General features: G+C 50.7%; 15 protein-coding genes. 4 read left to right on the top strand and 11 right to left on the bottom strand.

What is annotated here, in order from left to right; all coding sequences use genetic code 11:
• Positions 1–39 precede the first annotated feature (39 nt).
• Positions 40–1,563, bottom strand: a complete 1,524-nt coding sequence (xylB, locus tag KQI_RS0100380; RefSeq protein ID WP_010344659.1) for a xylulokinase — start codon at positions 1,561–1,563, stop codon at positions 40–42.
• A 57-nt stretch (positions 1,564–1,620) separates the two neighbouring features.
• The gene (gene xylA, locus KQI_RS0100375; RefSeq protein ID WP_010344658.1) at positions 1,621–2,937 is read right to left on the bottom strand and encodes a xylose isomerase; all 1,317 of its coding nucleotides are present in this window, start codon (positions 2,935–2,937) and stop codon (positions 1,621–1,623) included.
• A 159-nt stretch (positions 2,938–3,096) separates the two neighbouring features.
• Here xylA and KQI_RS0100370 point away from each other — a divergent pair, with 159 nt between their 5' ends.
• On the top strand, positions 3,097–4,269 hold the full coding sequence (locus KQI_RS0100370) for an ROK family transcriptional regulator (protein WP_010344657.1): 1,173 nt from the start codon (positions 3,097–3,099) through the stop codon (positions 4,267–4,269).
• 103 nt (positions 4,270–4,372) lie between these two features.
• Here the strand turns inward: KQI_RS0100370 and KQI_RS0100365 are convergent, their stop codons facing one another.
• Both KQI_RS0100365 and trxB read right to left on the bottom strand, forming a co-directional pair.
• Complete coding sequence (locus KQI_RS0100365; RefSeq protein ID WP_010344656.1) at positions 4,373–4,603, bottom strand: glutaredoxin family protein; 231 nt, start codon at positions 4,601–4,603, stop codon at positions 4,373–4,375.
• Positions 4,604–4,662: 59 nt separating this feature from the next.
• Complete coding sequence (gene trxB / locus KQI_RS0100360; protein ID WP_010344655.1) at positions 4,663–5,604, bottom strand: thioredoxin-disulfide reductase; 942 nt, start codon at positions 5,602–5,604, stop codon at positions 4,663–4,665.
• 281 nt (positions 5,605–5,885) lie between these two features.
• Between trxB and KQI_RS0100355 the strand changes: the two genes are divergently transcribed.
• A complete protein-coding gene (locus tag KQI_RS0100355; protein ID WP_010344654.1) occupies positions 5,886–6,617 on the top strand; it encodes a ZIP family metal transporter in 732 nt (243 codons plus the stop codon).
• An 81-nt stretch (positions 6,618–6,698) separates the two neighbouring features.
• On the opposite strand, the gene KQI_RS0100350 is transcribed toward KQI_RS0100355, so the two are convergent.
• Together KQI_RS0100350 and KQI_RS0100345 are read right to left on the bottom strand one after the other, a co-directional pair.
• Positions 6,699–7,184, bottom strand: coding sequence for a hypothetical protein (locus KQI_RS0100350; protein WP_010344653.1), 486 nt, complete (start codon positions 7,182–7,184; stop codon positions 6,699–6,701).
• A gap of 10 nt (positions 7,185–7,194) precedes the next feature.
• Entirely contained in the window at positions 7,195–7,749 is a 555-nt protein-coding gene (locus KQI_RS0100345) for an NAD(P)H-dependent oxidoreductase (RefSeq protein ID WP_010344652.1), read from the bottom strand.
• A 131-nt stretch (positions 7,750–7,880) separates the two neighbouring features.
• Here KQI_RS0100345 and KQI_RS0100340 point away from each other — a divergent pair, with 131 nt between their 5' ends.
• Complete coding sequence (locus tag KQI_RS0100340) at positions 7,881–8,516, top strand: efflux RND transporter periplasmic adaptor subunit (protein WP_010344651.1); 636 nt, start codon at positions 7,881–7,883, stop codon at positions 8,514–8,516.
• A gap of 9 nt (positions 8,517–8,525) precedes the next feature.
• A complete protein-coding gene (locus tag KQI_RS0100335; protein ID WP_010344650.1) occupies positions 8,526–10,049 on the top strand; it encodes a DHA2 family efflux MFS transporter permease subunit in 1,524 nt (507 codons plus the stop codon).
• 140 nt (positions 10,050–10,189) lie between these two features.
• Here the strand turns inward: KQI_RS0100335 and KQI_RS0100330 are convergent, their stop codons facing one another.
• The 5 genes from KQI_RS0100330 to KQI_RS0100310 all read right to left on the bottom strand — a co-directional run bounded on the left by KQI_RS0100330 (position 10,190) and on the right by KQI_RS0100310 (position 18,408).
• On the bottom strand, positions 10,190–12,172 hold the full coding sequence (locus tag KQI_RS0100330; RefSeq protein WP_010344649.1) for a heavy metal translocating P-type ATPase: 1,983 nt from the start codon (positions 12,170–12,172) through the stop codon (positions 10,190–10,192).
• A 282-nt stretch (positions 12,173–12,454) separates the two neighbouring features.
• Complete coding sequence (locus tag KQI_RS0100325) at positions 12,455–13,897, bottom strand: hypothetical protein (RefSeq protein ID WP_010344648.1); 1,443 nt, start codon at positions 13,895–13,897, stop codon at positions 12,455–12,457.
• Between the two features lie 320 nt (positions 13,898–14,217).
• Entirely contained in the window at positions 14,218–16,557 is a 2,340-nt protein-coding gene (locus tag KQI_RS0100320) for a heavy metal translocating P-type ATPase (protein WP_010344646.1), read from the bottom strand.
• 186 nt (positions 16,558–16,743) lie between these two features.
• Positions 16,744–17,112, bottom strand: coding sequence for an ArsR/SmtB family transcription factor (locus tag KQI_RS0100315; RefSeq protein ID WP_010344645.1), 369 nt, complete (start codon positions 17,110–17,112; stop codon positions 16,744–16,746).
• Between the two features lie 156 nt (positions 17,113–17,268).
• Positions 17,269–18,408: an NADH:flavin oxidoreductase gene (locus tag KQI_RS0100310; protein WP_010344644.1), complete on the bottom strand. Its 1,140-nt coding sequence runs from the start codon at positions 18,406–18,408 to the stop codon at positions 17,269–17,271.
• Between the last annotated feature and the right edge of the window lie 43 nt (positions 18,409–18,451).

Here is an 18,451-nt window from a genome sequence, read left to right as displayed (position 1 = left end):
CCCGCAGACGCTTTTCCTTTACTCTCAAGCTTACCGTACTCAGCGATATTTCGCCAAATGTTCGTTGAGCTCCCGCGTGTGCGGGTAAACTACACGATACAGCTCATACAAGCCTTCATACCGTTCCACATGCTCCGGATTCGGTGAATATCTCGCTGCCTCACGCAGAAATACTTCAGCACACGCTTGCAGCGATGCAAACCAGCCGCTGCCGTATGCAGCCAGCATGGCCGCTCCCAACGCAGGTCCCTGCTCGCTCTCCAGCTTGATGACATCCGCATTGAAAATATCCGCCTGCATTTGCAGCCACGCTTCGTTACGCGCACCACCGCCGATGGAAATGACTTCTTTCACCGTTTTGCCCGTGCCTCTAAGAATATCAATGGATTCCTTGAGCGAAAACGTAATTCCCTCCAGTACCGCCCGTGTAAAATGCGCAAGCCCATGCCCCGCATCCATCCCGATAAAGCTGCCCCGGATGGTTGCATCCGGATGAGGGGTACGTTCGCCGACAATATAAGGCGTAAACAACAGTCCGCGACTGCCCGGCTCCACAGAGCTGACACCTTTCAGCAGCGCATCAAAAGAAAGCCCCGGCGCAAAGGTTTCCTTAAACCAGGTCAGGCTGTATCCGGCCGCGAGTGTAACCCCCATGATATAATAAGCATCCTGCTCACTATGATTAAAAAAATGCGCCCGGCCCTGTACATCAATATCCTTGCGCTCCTCATAGGAAAGCACAACGCCCGAGGTGCCGATGCTGCACATGGTGCGGCCTTCGCTCAAAATGCCTGCGCCAATCGCGCCACATGCGTTGTCCGCGCCCCCTGCATACACCTTGGTTGCAAGCGAAAGTCCGCTCTGCTCCGCAATCTCCGGCAACAGCGTACCCGTCTGGTCAAAGGATTCCACCAGCGGCGGGAACAACGACAACGGCAATTCAAACGCAGCGGCGATCTCTTGGCTCCACTGCTTTTGAGCGACATCCAGCAGCAGCGTACCGGCTGCATCTGAATACTCCGTCGCCAGCTTTCCGGTCAGACGGTATCGTACATAATCCTTCGGCAGCATAAAATGGGCTGCACGTGCCAGCACGTCCGGCTCATGCTCCTGCACCCACAGCAGCTTGGGCAGCGTAAAGCCCTCCAGCGCGCGATTGCGGGCGATGCGCAGCAGCTCCGGTCCGAGCTGTTCTTCAATACGGCGACATTGTGCCGTCGTGCGCGTGTCATTCCACAGAATTGCCGGACGCAGCACTTGGCCTTCCTTGTCAGTCAACACAAGCCCATGCATCTGTCCCGAAAAGCTAATGCCGTCCACGGCATCAGTACCGCTGATTCCGGCCTTTTCCACAAGCTCCTTCAGAGATGCTAACGTGCCACGAACCCAGTCCTCAGGAAGCTGCTCACTGTACCCGGCCTTCGGCTGATGGAGCGGATATGACTGGGAAGCTTCATAAGCTACTTGTCCCTTGCGGTTGACCAGTACCGTTTTGACTGCACTGGTCCCTAGATCGACGCCGATGACATACCGCTCCTGCTCCTGTTTTGGCTCCTTCTGCATCGAAGTTTCCCCTTCCCTGCTAACGTGTAGCCTTTATTTCATATATAGATTCTGGTTTTAATCCGCCAAAATGTATTGATTTAATGTCGCCTTCAAATATTCCTGACGACCGGACGCGTTTTTGCGTGGTGCTTCGTTCGCCAGTGCATATTCAGCCAGCGAAGCAAGCGTTGCTTTTCCAGATACGATGTCTGCTCCAACGCCTTCTTTAAAGCTGCTGTAGCGCTTCTCGATAAAGTCCTCAAATACACGATCCTCGATCAGTTTGACTGCGATCTTCAAGCCTTTCGCATACGTATCCATCCCTGCAATGTGTGCGAGGAACAAATCCTCTGGCTCAAACGATGCTCTGCGCACCTTGGCATCAAAGTTGATACCGCCACGGCCCAGGCCCTCGTTTTGCAGCACTTCATACATGGTCAGGGTCGCATCATACAGATCAACCGGGAATTCGTCCGTGTCCCAGCCCAGCATCAAATCTCCCTGGTTGGCATCCAGTGATCCCAGCATACCGTTAATCCGCGCCACACGCAGCTCATGATCAAAGGTATGACCTGCCAGAGTCGCATGGTTAGCTTCCAGATTCAGCTTGAACTGCTGATCCAGATCGTATTTTTGCAGGAAGGCAATCGTCGTCGCCGCATCAAAATCATACTGGTGCTTGGTTGGCTCCTTCGGTTTAGGCTCGATCAGGAACTGAGCGTCAAAGCCGATTTCACGCGCATAGTCCACAGCCATATGGAACATACGGCCCAAGTTGTCCTGTTCCAGCTTCATATCCGTATTCAGCAGAGTTTCGTAGCCTTCACGGCCGCCCCAGAACACATAGTTGTCTGCGCCCAAGCGCTTGCCTACTTCCAGACCCTTTTTAATCTGAGCGGCTGCATGTGCGTATACGTCCGCATTGCAGGTTGTCGCAGCTCCATGCAAATAACGAGGATGGCTAAACATGTTCGCTGTGTTCCACAGCAATTTTTTCCCCGTAGCCTTCATATGCTCCTCAATCAGATCTACGATCGTATCCAGATTGCTGTAAAACTCCTTCAGGGATGCGCCCTCTGGAGCAATATCCACATCGTGGAAAGCAAAATAAGGCAAATTCAGCTTATCCAGCAGCTCAAAGGCAGCTTCCACACGAGCCTTCGCCAAATCCAGCCCGGTGAACTTGGACCACGGACGTACCGCTGTCTCTACCCCAAATGGATCGGTGCCGCCTGCGACGAGTGTATGCCAATAAGCCATGCTAAAACGCAAATGCTCCTCCATCGTTTTTCCTGCCACAACTTCCTGTGGATTATAAAATTTAAATGCAAAAGGATTATTGGATTGCTTGCCCTCAAAATTAATTTTAGATACCTGCTCGAAATAAGCCATCAATAAGTTCCTCCTTTGTAGCAATCGTTATATTAAAGAATGAAGTAACCGTTTACAAAAAAGATTCTAGCACAGCCAAAGAACTTTGTCTATTGCTTAAACTAAGTTTGTTTTTATGATATAATATCGGGAATTACACCAACAGGAAGTGAAAAGGTCATGAATGTCACCGGCGATCAGGCGCTTGTCAAAAAGCTGAATAAATCCATTGTGCTGGAGCGTATCCGCCTCCATGCCCCGCTATCCCGGGCACAATTATCAAGCCAAACCGGGTTAAACAAGGCCACCGTATCCAACCTGGTAGCAGAGCTAATCACCGAGGGACTTGTATATGAAACAGGATTAGGCGAATCCAGTGGCGGGCGTAAGCCTCTCATGCTGCTGTTTAACAGCCGCGCCGGCTTTGTGCTTGGCATCGAAGTCAGCGTGCAGTATATCCAGGGGGCTCTGACTGATTTGGCAGGAGCCATTGAGACAGAGCTTGTCCTCCCCCTGAGGCAGCATGATCCTGCCTTTGTCATGGAGCAGATTCAAAAGTTGGTTCAGCAGCTCATGCAGGTCACTCCTCCCTCCCCTCATGGCATCGTCGGCATTGGGCTGGGAGTACCGGGTATGGTGGATGAATCGGGAACTGTTTTGTTCGCACCCAATCTGGGCTGGGAAGAGGTTCCACTGCGGCAGCAGCTTGAGACAGCGCTTGGCCTGCCCGTCGTAGTGGATAACGAGGCCAACGTCGGCGCGCAGGGCGAGCTGTACTACGGTATGGACGGCGAGCATCGGCAGCTGGTGCAGGATCTGGTTTACATCAGTGCAGGTTCCGGAATCGGGGCCGGAATTATCATTGACGGCAAGCCGTATCAGGGAGCTTGGGGATACGCCGGAGAGACGGGCCATATGACCATTGACTGGAATGGAAGGCTCTGCTCCTGCGGCAGCCGGGGCTGCTGGGAGCTGTATGCTTCGGAAAAGGCCTATACAGCGTCCACCCTCGCCCTGCCCGCGCACAGCACAGCGGATTTACTGCCATTTGCCCGGCAAGGTGACGCGGATACGTTAAGCGTCTTTCGTGATATCGGGCGATATTTGGGTGTCGGCATTACCAACATTGTGAACAGCCTCAACCCGGGCATGCTTATCATCGGCGGTCCACTGGCGGAAGCCAGACCGTGGCTGGAGCAGAGTATGCGTGAAGTAATTGATGAACGTGCCCTGCCTTATCACCGTCGGCAGCTGCAAATCCGTTTTTCCACGCTTGGCAGCCGTTCGACCATGTTAGGTGCTGCCTATGCAGCGACAGCCCCTTTTCTCGGGCGTGTACGGGTATCTCTGTAAAAAAAGGCGTACAGGAACACTAAAGTTCCTATACGCCCATTTATTTTGTTAGGATTTTGCAAAATCCTCTTCTTATTCTGCTGTGAATCTACTGTGAAGCTGATTAAGCGTTCAACACTTTTTCAAACTTGGTTTTGTTCATACCGGAAATACGTTCTTCCCCGATCAGAGTCAAGGGAACAGCACGAACACCCATATCCCATACCTCTTGCGCGAAGGCTTCATTCGTTTCGATGTTGCGTTCTTCGTACTCTACGCCCTTTTCACTCAAATAGCTTTTGACTTGACGGCAATGCGGACAGTTTGTAGATGTGTATACAATTGCTTTTTCCATGAATATCACCTCATCAATTATTGTTGTAAATATATATTTATTCGGACCTGAACGAATTATTACAGAGCCAGTGCGCTGTGCTCCAGGCTTTCGATATACTTCTCGCTGTCCATAGCGGCCATGCAGCCGCTGCCTGCTGCTGTAATCGCTTGTCTGTAGCGTGTATCCTGCACGTCGCCGCAAGCGAATACGCCAGGTACGTTCGTTTCAGAAGTGCCAGGTTTCACCACGATATAACCGTTCGCATCAGTTATAATTTGGCCTTCGAGGAAGCCTGTGTTCGGATGGTGACCGATCGCCACGAATACACCGCTAACCGTAATGATTTCCTCTTTGCCTGTTTCATTGTTCAGCACTTTCAAGCCGGTTACCCCGTTCTCGTCAGCAATCACTTCTACAGGAGTACGATTAAGCGCCCACTCAATTTTGCTATTGTCACGAGCACGATCCTGCATAATTTTGGAGGCGCGCAGTTCTTCACGGCGATGTACCAACGTCACTTTGGAGGCAAAGCGTGTCAGGAAGTTAGCTTCCTCCAGCGCAGAATCCCCACCGCCGATGACCACAATTTCTTTGCCGCGGAAAAAGAACCCGTCACAGGTTGCGCAAGTGCTCACGCCACGTCCGATGTTACCCTGTTCGCCGGGAATCCCCAGGTATTTCGCAGTCGCGCCTGTGGAAATGATCAGTGTGTCGGTAACCAGTTCACCCAAACCCTCAACATCCAATGTAAAAGGACGAGCGGTTGTGTCTACCTTGTTCACCCAGCCTGTGCGGAATTCAGCGCCAAAACGCTCCGCTTGCTTACGCATATTATCCATCAAATCCGGTCCCATGATTCCTTCAGGAAAACCAGGAAAGTTTTCAACCTCTGTAGTTGTGGTTAATTGTCCGCCTGGCTGTGGTCCCTCGATCACCAGTGGGTTCATGTTGGCACGTGCCAGATAGATCGCAGCGGTCAGACCGGCAGGGCCGGTACCTATAATAATAGACTTGTACATATCTTCGTTCCTCCTAAAATATCATAAAGATTATATAGCGAATTTTCGGTCCAGGGCGCTAGGCTGCTGCATATACTCTAAAAGCAGTTCTGCCAGAAGCTCATCCCAAAATGCGGATACCCGGCTGGTGCAAAAACGAATCTCTTGTTTAATAGCTTCCTATGACTTAGACTGATTCTAAATCCTAATTTCATTATGCGGAAAGAGCTGTAAACAGTCAAATGAAGTTTTCATGAAGCGACACTGGAAGATTAATCAGGTATGGAGGGATTATCCCGATTATGAATGACGTTTTTGTAGGCAGTCTTATCTCTGCCCTGTCCACTGGACTAGGCGCTGTGCCCATATTATTTATGCGCAATGTTACGCATCGGCTTCGCGATGTTCTGCTGGCTTATGCCGCAGGAATCATGACCTCTGCATCCGTATATAACCTGATTCCCGAAGCCATCCAGCATTCCAATTGGTTTGTGCTGTCTGCCGGTATTTTGCTCGGCTGTCTCGTATTATTGGTGATGGAAAGGTATATCCCCCATGCCGACCTGGAGGACCCGGATTCCAAGACCTTTCAGCTGGAATCCAAATCTTTTCTCATCATTGCTGCTATTACGCTACATAATTTGCCGGAGGGACTTTCCGTCGGAGTCAGCTATGCAAGTGAAACCCAAAATCTCGGCAATCTGATTGCCTTTTCAATAGGCTTGCAAAATGCCCCGGAAGGCTTTATCGTAGCCTTATTTCTCGTGAATCAAAACATCGGTCGTTTCAAGGCATTGGGTATTGCCACCCTTACCGGAGCTGTGGAAATCATGACGAGTCTGATCGGATTTTATTTGAGCAGTTGGGTGAACGGATTGGTGCCTTACGGCCTTGCTTTTGCCGCCGGAGCCATGATGTTTATCGTCTACAAGGAGCTGATTCCCGAAAGTCATGGAGACGGCAACCAGCGGATCGCCACATTCTCTTTTATTCTCGGCCTGATTACGATGATTGGGCTAACCGAATGGCTGTAGCCGGGCAACGCAAAAAGGCTGCTTTTCTGCCTGTAATCCAGACAGAAAAGCAGCCTTTTTGGCGTATTCAATGAAGAACCCTTATTTTTTCCGATTCATGGAGCGCAGTGCTTCACGGTACTGCTCGTCCTCACTTTTCGGAGCCTCATTCTCTCCATGGATTATTTGGGAGCGTCCATCCTTTTCCTCGCTCTTTCCAGCAAATCCACGTAAAGCAGCCCGATAATCCTGATCATCGTAAGTATCCTGATAAGTATCCCGGTAAGCATCCCGGTGATCTCTACGCTCCCTTTCCAGCTTCACATCCGCATGGGTATCAGGCACCTTGGGATGCTCCTCGGCATGATGTTCGCTGGCATCAACAGCCTTATGCTGTGCCTCTCGCACATGATCCGGCAACTCCAGTACCTCGGGCTCCACCTGCACAGGATAAGGACGCTTGCTTCTTTGCCGTGAATCCTCATCGGCTTGGCGAACCTTGGGTGAAGACTTGCGCACCATCTTCGTATTAAATACCAGCAAAAAGATAAGGGCAACCACAGCTACTCCGATAAAAGCAATGGTCATGAGCGGCCTCCTATTCTCTTGCAGCGCTACGGTACCGTCCCGCCATCTCAGCGACCCGTTTGCCCAAAGAGCGACCTAATGCAAGGTCATCACCTGTTGGAAAATTTGGCGGCCCATTGGGATCTGTCTCCACCGGACAGGTTACCCCTACGCCGTAATAAGAACCGTAGAGTGCATTTTCCGCAATATTGGCGGGCAGTCCTACAATAATCATGCCTTGATGAAGCATCGGGGTGATCAAATTCAGAAGTGTTGATTCCAAGCCGCCATGAACTGTAGCGGTTGTGCAGAACACCGCGCCGATTTTATCCACCAGCTTGCCCTGCGCCCACAGATATCCGAGCTTATCAATCCAGCCTTTCAGACCACTGCTGATTGTGCCAAAATGGCCCGGGCAGCCCCATATAATCGCATCTACACTCCCCAGCTCTTTCACATCGGCCTCATTCACATGCTTTAGCAGCACTTCCGTGTGCTCCTGGCGCGCGCCCTCTGCAATCGAACGAGCAAGACGCTCGGTATGCCCATTTTCACTGTCATATACAATCATGATTCTGGTCGTCATTATGCACATCATCCTTTGTCTGCAAAATCATCCTTTTCGCATGCGCTCTTATCTTCTCCCGAAATCCATCTGAATATTATGAAACATATGGCGCATACTTTGAAAATCCAAGAACTAGGGAGGCATACAACATGAATTCACGCGCCATATTAGTCAATCTGCTGGTTATTATCATTATTCTGGGAGGAGGCGGAGCCGCAGCCTATTACTACAATCAATCCGCCAACTACATAAAGACCGACAATGCCCAAGTGAGCGGACAAGCGGTTACCGTTGCCTCTCCAGGCGCGGGCAAGCTCACAGGCTGGAATGCCGAGGTTGGCAAAACCTACACCGCCGGAAATACACTCGGTACGGTAGAGGGAGGCGGAAGCCGGATTAGCATCACAATTCCGACCGATGGCACCATTGTGCAGCAATCAGCGGTGAACAATTCGATTGTTGGAGTGGGTACACCCTTGGCGAAGGCTTTTGATCTAAACAATTTGTGGATAACCGCCAATATAGACGAAACAGCTGTAAAAGATCTTCAAGTTGGACAGACCGTGGATGTATATATTGATGCATACCCGGACACTTCCCTTACCGGCAAGCTCGAAAAGATCGGCCTGGCGACCGCATCGACCTTTTCACTACTGCCTACTTCCAACACTACGGCCAACTATACCAAGGTGACACAGGTCGTACCTGTCAACATATCCATTCAAGGCTACAAAGGGTTGGGTATTATCCCTGGGATGAGTGCAACCATCAGAGTTCACAAGTAGGAGGCTGTCATGGATCAAAAAATGTCCGTCGGACGCATTCTGTCCGTACTGTTGCTGGGCGCCTTCATTTCCATTTTAAACCAGACACTGCTTAACGTGGCTATTCCACACCTGATGAATGATTTCAATGTGTCAGCTACTACCGTTCAGTGGCTATCCACCGGATATATGCTGACGAACGGGATTCTGATTCCAATCACCGCTTTTTTGATTGAATCATTCGGAACCCGTGCGCTTTTTATCTCCGCAATGGGGCTGTTCACCGCCGGGTCGATCGTCTGCGCTGCCAGTACCGGCTTTGCACCGATGCTGGTCGGACGCGTCATTCAGGCCGGCGGAGCAGGCATCATTATGCCTTTGGTCATGAACGTGTTCCTGACGGTGTTCCCCCCGGAAAAACGTGGCGCTGCCATGGGTACGATGGGGATCGCCATGATGTTTGCCCCGGCGGTCGGACCGACTTTATCCGGCTGGATTGTAGAGCATTATAGCTGGAGGCTGCTTTTTTTGCTGGTTATCCCGCTGGCAGTCATTGATATTCTGTTCGCCGTACGCTGGCTCAAAAATGTGTCCAAGCTGACGATGCCGAAATTTGACCTGATGGGAACGATTTTTTCCACGTTGGGCTTCGGCCTGCTGTTGTATGGCTTTAGTTCCGCCGGAGACAAGGGCTGGAGCAGCAATACCGTTATACTTTCACTCGCTGCCGGGGTCGTATTTATTGTATTTTTTGTTGTACGTGAGCTAAACATGTTAGAACCTATGCTGGAATTTCGGGTGTTTAAATACGACATTTTTACGGTATCTACACTGGTTGGGGCTACCGTCAATATGACAATGTTCGGCGGGATGCTGCTTCTGCCGATTTATTTGCAAAATATTCGAGGCTTCACGCCGCTGCAATCCGGTCTGCTGCTGCTTCCAGGTGCATTGCTGATGGGTGTGATGTCGCCGATCTCAGGGGCGATTTTTGATCGTATCGGCGCGAGGCCGTTGGCCATAGTCGGACTAATCATTACAGCCGTGACGACATGGGAATTCAGCGTGCTGACTGATGCCACCACCTACGGACACATAATGGTCATCTATACGATTCGCAGCTTTGGTATGTCACTGCTGATGATGTCTGTACAGACGGAAGGGCTTAACCAGTTACCTCCCCATCTTGGCAGCCATGGCACAGCCATGTCCAATACGGTGCGGCAAATTGCCGGTTCCATTGGTACCGCTTGGCTTATTACCGTCATGAGCAGTCGGGCTACGATTCACTTGGCTGATTATGCGAATGTAGCTACCACAGCCAATGCTTCTGTTACGGAAGGGGTGGCACAACTGGGACAAACTCTCGCGCAAACGGCTGGTGTTTCGCCGGAAACCGGCTCTGCGCTGGCACTACAGCAGGTATACGGCAGTGCCGTTACAGAATCGACGATCCATGGCATTAATGATGCCTTCATCATCGCTACAGGGATTGCGTTAGCGGGGCTCGTCTTTTCCCTGTTCTTGCGGCGCTCTACACCACGCCGAAGATAGACGTCCAGCATCGGCGGGCCAGATGTATAGATGGGCTTACTTTGTATACAAGATAGGCTGGCACTGCAAGAGAAGGAGCATTCACTCCCTTGGATATTAAGAGAGTTGAATGCTCCTTCCTGTTTTGTGTTTTTATTAGCTTATGACCGCAGCAAGCGCAAGCCGTTCAAAATAACAAGTAACGTGCTGCCCTCATGCCCAATGACACCGAATGGCAGAGCTATATCCTGCACAAAGTTGCTGACTACCAGCAGCAGAATGACGCTTATGGCGAAGAACATATTTTGTTTGACCACCCGCTGCGCTTTGCGCGCTAGTGCTATCGTCGGAGCGATCTCTTCAATTCCGTCGTTCATCAGCACGACATCTGCCACCTCTAGCGCAGCTCCACTGCCGTTCATTCCCATGCCGAGTCCGACGGTTGCTGCTGTCAATGCCGGAGCATCATTCACACCGTCGCCGACCATGACGACATGCCCGTATTGCTCCCGCAGCATGCGAATATGGCTGACCTTGTCCTCCGGCAGCAAGCCGGCATATACGGCGTCGACTCCAGCCTGCGCCGCGATCACCGCGGCGGTTTCCGGCCGATCTCCGGTCAGCATGACGACCCGGATGCCCTGTGCTTGCAGGCGTTTCACGGACTCCTGCGCCTGTGGACGCAGTTCGTCACGCAGCGCCAGCATTCCGGCAATCCGGTCATCCGCGAGGATGATGGATACGGTTTTGCCCTCGGCCTCCAGCCGGGTGCGGGCCTCTATCCACGCTGGCTCTGCCAGAGGGCCAGGTTCATCCAGCACATTTGTGCGACCGATTTTCCACTTCACCCCGCCGATAATGCCTTCCATCCCCCATCCAGTGAGTGCCTGCACTTGCTCGGCTGCGAGAAGCTCTCTTTGTCCCAACTTGGCTTCGGCTTTATCTACAATCGCTCGTGCCAGCGGATGCATTGAATAGCTTTCGATCGTAGCGACAATGTGCAAAAGCTCGTCGGAATCGTAGTCTGCGGCCGTAATCCAATCGGTTACGATTGGCGCTCCCATCGTTAGCGTGCCTGTTTTGTCAAAAGCAACCACAGAAGTCAATGCCATATTTTCCACATGCGCGCCGCCTTTGAACAGGATCCCCCGGCGGGCACGATTGGAAATGGCCGACAGCATCACTGGCATAATGGATGACACGAGGGCACATGGCGAGGCTACGACGAGAAACACCATGGCCTTGTAAAACGCCGCTGCCCACGTCCAGCCTAATGCGATGGGCGCACCTGCAATGACGATCAGCGTGGCCACAACAACAATCCGGGCATACACCGACTCGAACCTTTTGATAAACCGCTGCGAATCGGGGACTTCAGTCTGAGCTTCTTCAACCATGCGAATGATTTTCGAAAATAAAGTATTTTCAGAGGACTGGCTGACCTCTACGTACAGCACGCCTTCCCCATTAATGGTGCCTGCATATACCTCGTCACCCTCCACCTTATTCACCGGAACGGATTCCCCGGTGATGGATGCCTGATTCACCGCCGACACGCCCTTGGAAATTCGGCCGTCGGCTGGAATCAGTTCGCCCGGCTTTACCAGCAGCAGATCGCCTGGCAGCAGCTGCTCAATGCCGACAGTTTCTGTCCCCTCGGGGGACAGGCGCAGGGCCGTCTCCGGCTTCAATGCCATCAGCTCGGAAATATCCTTGCTGCTGCGCTCGGTGGTATAGCTTTCCAGCGCACCGCTGAGTGCAAAAATAAAGATCAGCATGGCTCCTTCATTCCAATAGCCGATCGTCGCGGCCCCCATGGATGCTGCAATCATGAGCAGATTAACATCCAGATCACGCTCACGGATCAGTGTTTCTACCCCTTCTCTGGCCTTGGACCATCCCCCCAGGGTATAGGACACTACATACAGGATGACCGATAGCCATTGCGACCAATGCGAAATGCCCCATGCCATCAGCATCAGCATTCCGCTGCCGAGAGCAGCCTGCATCTCCTTGTTTTTTAGCATGCTTTTAAGCTGAAACTGTGGTTTGCGATTCGGACCGGGTCGTCCGCTACCACTGCTTTTTGAACGTATCTGAGCAGAAGAAGATAAGGTCTCTTGAAGTTGTTGAACAGCTTGCATCATGTCACATTCCTTTCCGTATTTGTTCTTTGTACCTGCATCTCATTGAGAATGATATCCATTGTTAAGGTCCCTAAAATAGCACATGCTGCTTCGGGAAGCCCGAAGCAGCATGTTTTACAATGAGAATGATAATCATTTTTGCACTAATACAATTATTTTGGTTTAATGAAACTTTTATTTTATTATATACCCTTCATTTCTTGTTGTAAACCCGCAAGGTCCCAAATTAAAAAGGATACCCATGAAGATAATATGGGTACCCTTTTTAATTTGAAGCAGTCATTGCTGTGCGTGCTTGTGTAAAGCATCAGAGCTATGTTGCTGCTCTGCTTGCTGCAAAAGTCCATAACGCGCAGCCGCTAGACATGCAAAGGGGACTGCTCCATCTGGACAAATGACACCTGTTAGCTCGCTCCCCCAGATTGCAGGCCCATCCAGTGACTGGTGAATTTCATCTAATGCCAACCAGATGGGAAGCTCAGGCTTTACCCCCCGAATAGCGTGCGTCATGCATTCTATCGTATCATTGGCGTTCTTAGAACCACCAGCAACGGAATGACTCAATCGATCCACGGCATCATCATAAGATGGAATCGGTGCAACTTCCAAAACCACCGTATCTGCAAAACGTGCCATACCTGCTACTTGGGCTGTCTGCTTGATCTGGCACGCTTTCACTTCCGGCTTGCTATTGGCGCCGGCGTGCTTCCCGGAACGTTCGTCCTGGCCGCTCCGTGGCTGACTTACGCCAGGCGTCATAGACACGTCAACCGTCAAAAGCACACCTACCCGGTATGGAATGCACCGCAGATGTCCACATAAGGTTTGTTCCGCAACGCCGTCAATCCAGTCTCGGGTTGCTCTGAATTGGTTCACATCAGCCGGATTCCGCACTACAATCTCCAACTGCGGTTCTCTCCCCTGTCGTACACTTCGCAACGCTGCACGCAGCAAGGCCTCCATTTGCATATCTTGCAGGCTTCCGATCCCGACTGCGTTGGTCTGTTCGATCAGGGCTATCGTGAGCGGTGATCCGTTTAGCGACTCGAACAAGCCTTCATACTCTGTTTCGAGCAAGCCGATGATTCGCCGGGACAAATGCTCACACAATCCAGGCAAGCCTGATGCCTGGTTAAAGTTTTTGTAAGTGTCTGATGCACAGGAGCCGGGAATAAGGATGGGATTGGGCTCCCCGTCAGAAACATGACTCATCTGCCCAGACTCTGCAGCATCCAGATAGGCATAGCATAATTCCGCTACACGGCTAGAAGTCTGTGACAAGGGACCATGCAGAAGACTGTAGCCGTCAAGACTTCCTACTTCCAGTCTTGGTGCTGGTTCTGTGCTTATACGACTGGCATTTGCAGGAGCATCCGCATAGATTCGTATAGGTGCGTACCTGTATTCATCGCTCCATTCCAGTAGTCTGGTCATCGCTTCCCTGTCATCGTTGCGCATATTCAGTAACGTTTCCCAAAGCAACTCAGGGTCCGCAGCCAGCAACGCCTTCCCTTGGCTGATCTTGCCCTGTTCGACTATTCCGATCAGCCAGCCCAACGGGTCTTCCTGCTGTGAGGCAGATACTTCATTGCGCCCGGCGAGCACCGACTCGATAGCCAGTCTCTGTGCAGCAGCCTCTCTTCCCGGCTCAGGGTCTTCGCGATCCCGGCTGCTTTTGCTATTCAACAGCTCTGCGAATACATGCATCAGTTTAGCCTCCATGCTACTAATCCTTCCTTTCTTCCGCCAGCAGGTTGGCATACAAGAATTCGAGTATCCCACCAAAAAAGAAAACGCTTACTAATTAAACGCCAAATGGAATTCAGATGAGCTTTGCTGTAAAGTCCCTACCTTAGCGTATTAGGTACAGCCCACATTTATACATCTCTGTACAACGATCGGAAATCATAAAATCAACCTCCATTACTGCTGACAACAAACACCATTCGAAACGTGCTGGTTATAAAAAAACACCCCCGGATTTCACAGGATACATACATCCCATGTTAATCCGGAAGTGTTTGATTTTTTACTCGTAAGTTTTATTCATAAGAGCGGGCCTTCAATACACGCATCACATTCAATACAGCCAGCAGCGTCACACCCACATCGGAAAATACAGCCTCCCACATGGTAGCAATACCAAACGCGCCGAGCGTGAGGAATACCGCTTTGACACCCAGCGCAAATATAATATTTTGCCATACAATGCGACGTGTGCGCTTGGCGATATGAATCGCCGTAACCAGTCTTGCAGGCTCATCGTTCATGATTACGATATCCGCCGCCTCAATCGCAGCATCCGAACCCAAACCACCCATCGCTACACCTACGTCTGCCAGCGCCAGTACAGGGGTATCATTAATCCCATCGCCCACAAATAAAACCTTGTCGCTCGTCTTCTTATTTGCAGACAGTTGCTCAATCGCTTCGGCTTTATGCTGAGGTAACAGCTCCGCCCGCACTTCATCCAGACCGAGCTGGCGCCCTACAGCCTCAGCAACCGTCCGATTGTCACCCGTTAGCATGATGGTTTTCACCACACCCAGCTTTTTCAATGAAGCAATTGTCTTCGCCGCGTCCTCCTTGACCTCATCCGAGATCAAAATGCATCCGGCATAAACTCCATCCACGGCAACATGAACGACCGTTCCTTCTTCCAACGCCCCTGCCTGCTGCGCTGCACCAAAAGCAACATGCTCCCGCTCCATCAGCTTCGCATTCCCGGCCAACACCAGACGACCATCAATCTGTGCCTGAATCCCGTGACCGGATATTTCACTATATTGCTGAACCCGTTCAGCTGGAAGCTCTTGACCAAAGGATTCACGCAGAGATGCTGCGATAGGATGCGTAGAGTGCAGCTCTGCCAATGCAGCGGTTTCCAGCAGGCTTTCCTTCGTAAAGTCATCCGCAGGATAAATCCCTGTCACACGGAAAACACCTTTGGTGAGTGTACCTGTTTTATCAAAAACAGCATATTTTACATGATTCAGGGCTTCAAGATAGTTCCCGCCCTTGATCAGGATACCTGAACGTGAAGCTGCCCCGATTCCGCCAAAGAAGCCGAGCGGAATAGATACCACCAGTGCACAAGGACAAGAGATAACGAGGAAAACAAGCGCACGATATACCCAATCTGCAAACTGTGCACCTGGTACAACAAGCGGCGGAACGACCGCCAGCAGCAGCGCAACAATAACCACAACAGGAGTATAGTACCTGGAAAACTTGGTGATGAACTTTTCAGTCGGCGCTTTTTTGGCACTCGCATTTTGTACCAGCTCCAAAATTTTGGAGACGGTGGATTCGCCAAATTCCTTGCTGACCTCCACAGTCAGAAGTCCGCTCGTATTCACGAATCCACTCAATACGCTGCTTCCCGGCTCAACGGTACGAGGCACAGATTCACCTGTCAAAGCTGAGGTATCCACATGCGACTTACCGTCCACAACCTTGCCGTCGAGCGGAATCTTCTCTCCCGGCTTGATTACGATCAAATCACCTATCCGCACGTCCTCTGGCGAAACCCTCCGTACAGAATCAGCCGTCTTCAGGTTGGCATAGTCCGGTCGAATATCCATCAGATCACTGATGGATTTGCGGGAACGGTTGACAGCGATGCCTTGAAACAGCTCTCCGATTTGATAAAAGAACATGACGGCTACGCCTTCCGGGTATTCTCCAACTGCAAAGGCACCAACAGTTGCCAGTGTCATCAGGAAGTACTCATCAAAGGCCATTCCCCGCACCAAGCTGCGTGCAGCCTGCAGGACCACATCACCGCCGACGATGATATATGCCAGCAAAAACAGAGCCAGCTTGCCCACACCTTCCACCGGCAACCACCAGGCAACAGCTGCAATGACTGCGCCGGCAGCCAAGCGCGTAATCATACGGCGCATACCATCCGTACCGTGATCATGTGTATGACCGGCGTGACTGTCATGTGCATGGTCGGCATGGTCATGCCCGCTGTGCGCATGAGCTTCTCCGCCATGGGCTTCATGGCTATGATCATAGGTAGCATGCGAGTGATCATGTCCAGCATGCTCATGACCGCATGCGCAGTCCTCCGTGCTGCCTGTATGCACTGTGCCAGCTTCACTTCGATTATCTTCACGCAAACGTCCCCGCTTATTTTTGACAATCATCCGAACGTGAGGCTCCAGCTTGTGGACCTTTTGTTCCGTTTGGCGAAAAATCTCTTCTTTTTGGTCCGAGCTTGCGGTCATCGTCAACGTCTTCGTAACAAAATTGACCGAGCAATCGAGGACGCCTTCTATTTTACTAACTCCATTTTCTATCTTTAAAGCACAGTTGGCACAATCCAAACCATCCAGAATCCATTCGTGACGTTCCGTTTTTTTCAGAGCATCCATATTTATTGGCCTCCAATAACTATATATGAGCACTTGTTCATATAATATTTGTTAAGGCCATTATATTCAGAATTAATGTCAGAAGTCAATGATAATGGCCCATGTTCATAAAAAAATCAAATTCACTGGACATACACCAAAAGAGCGCCAATTCTTTGGCGCCCTGCTGATGTATATCCAATAAAACTATTGATGTGAAATGTGCTGGTGGGTTTGCAAAAAAATCTGCTCCACATGGTTATCATCCAGCGAATAAAACACCGTCTTGCCTTCCTTGCGCCGTTTGACAATACGTAAGTTGCGCAAATAGCGAAGCTGGTGGGATATCGCAGATTGCCCCATGTTCAACACCTGAGTCAGATCATGAACGCACAGTTCTTTTTGAGCCAGGGCGTATATAAGCTTGATCCGTGTCGGATCGCTCAGCGCTTTGAACAACTCCGACATTTTGTATGCGATGGAATCCTCGACAAGAGAAGATTTTATGCGCTCAATTTCCTGGTCTGAACCGTGACAAGTCGGCTCGCAATCCAAAGCTTCCGTTTCAGAATTCATTCTTTTCACCCCGTGTATTTCGACTTGATGCTTCTATTATAGCAAATTCGTAGAGTTTACGAATAGCTTATATTACAGCTTGCCCTGTAACAGAGAAATTTCAAGTCTCCATTGGCTGCCTCTATTCGCACTCTATGATGTTGCATTCAAGCAAGCTTAATTCAATGATTTCAAAACTTCATCACTGTAAGGGATAATTTCTTCTGTCTGATGATCGCGCAGCTTGACCGCAAATGCCGGGTCTACCAATAAAGCCCGTCCAACTGCAACCAAATCAACCTCTTCCCGCTCTACTAGCCCAACAAGCTGTTCCAGTCTCGCCTGAACACTGTTTGATTTATCGATCTTAGTTTTATCAATCTCATTATGATGAGGTTTTTCCAGTTCACTCAAAAACGCCTTCTCCAAGCCAATGGAGCCTACAGTAATAACGGGCTTGCCTGTTAGCTTTTTGGTCCAAGCAGCTAAAGTTAGATCAGAACCCTCAAATTCCGGTTCCCAAAAACGGCGGCTTGAGCAGTGGAATACATCCACCCCGGCCTTCACCAATGGAGCCAGAAACTGTTCAAGTTCTTCCGGTGTCTGCGCCAATTTTTCTCCATAATGGTACATCTTCCACTGGGAAAACCGTAGTACAATCGGAAAATCCGGGCCCACTGCACGACGACAAGCCTCAATGACCTCTACCGCAAACCGGGTACGCTGGACCAAATTGCCTCCGTATTGATCTGTACGCTTGTTCGTTTTGTCCCAGAAAAACTGATCAATTAAATAGCCATGTGCTCCATGAAGCTCTATGCCATCGAAGCCGACCCGCTTGGCATCCGCTGCGGCCTGGGCATAGGCTGCGATAATATCTGCAATCTCGGTCTCGGTCAACGGCTCAACTACTTTTTCACCAGCAGGAGAGATCCCGGACGGACCAACAGGCAGCGCCTCAGGATTCGGCTGGTTCGCCGCGCCTATTTTGCGGGCAGTACCTACATGCCAGAGCTGGGGGATAATTTTGCCGCCAGCCGCATGCACTTCTTCCACTACCTTGACCCACCCTTTCAATCCATCACCGTAAAAGTTGGGAATACCTGTGGTCTCCACAGCCGCAGGGTGATTAATTGCGGTTCCCTCGGTAATAATCAAGCCCACTGCATTTTCCGCACGGCGACGATAATACTCGGCAACGTCATGTCCCGGAATACCTTGGGGGGAAAAATTCCGTGTCATTGGAGCCATAACAATCCGATTGGGAAGAGATAAATTCCCTGCCTTAAAAGGCGCAAACAATAATTCGGTATTCATTACTTTTATCCTCCAGTCTCAATAGTATTATCGTTTTTACTCT

The sequence above is a fragment of the Paenibacillus peoriae KCTC 3763 genome (assembly GCF_000236805.1).
GTDB lineage: Bacteria > Bacillota > Bacilli > Paenibacillales > Paenibacillaceae > Paenibacillus > Paenibacillus peoriae.
The sequence above is the reverse complement of the archived record's forward strand: the minus strand, read 5'-3'. Positions and strand labels throughout refer to the sequence as shown.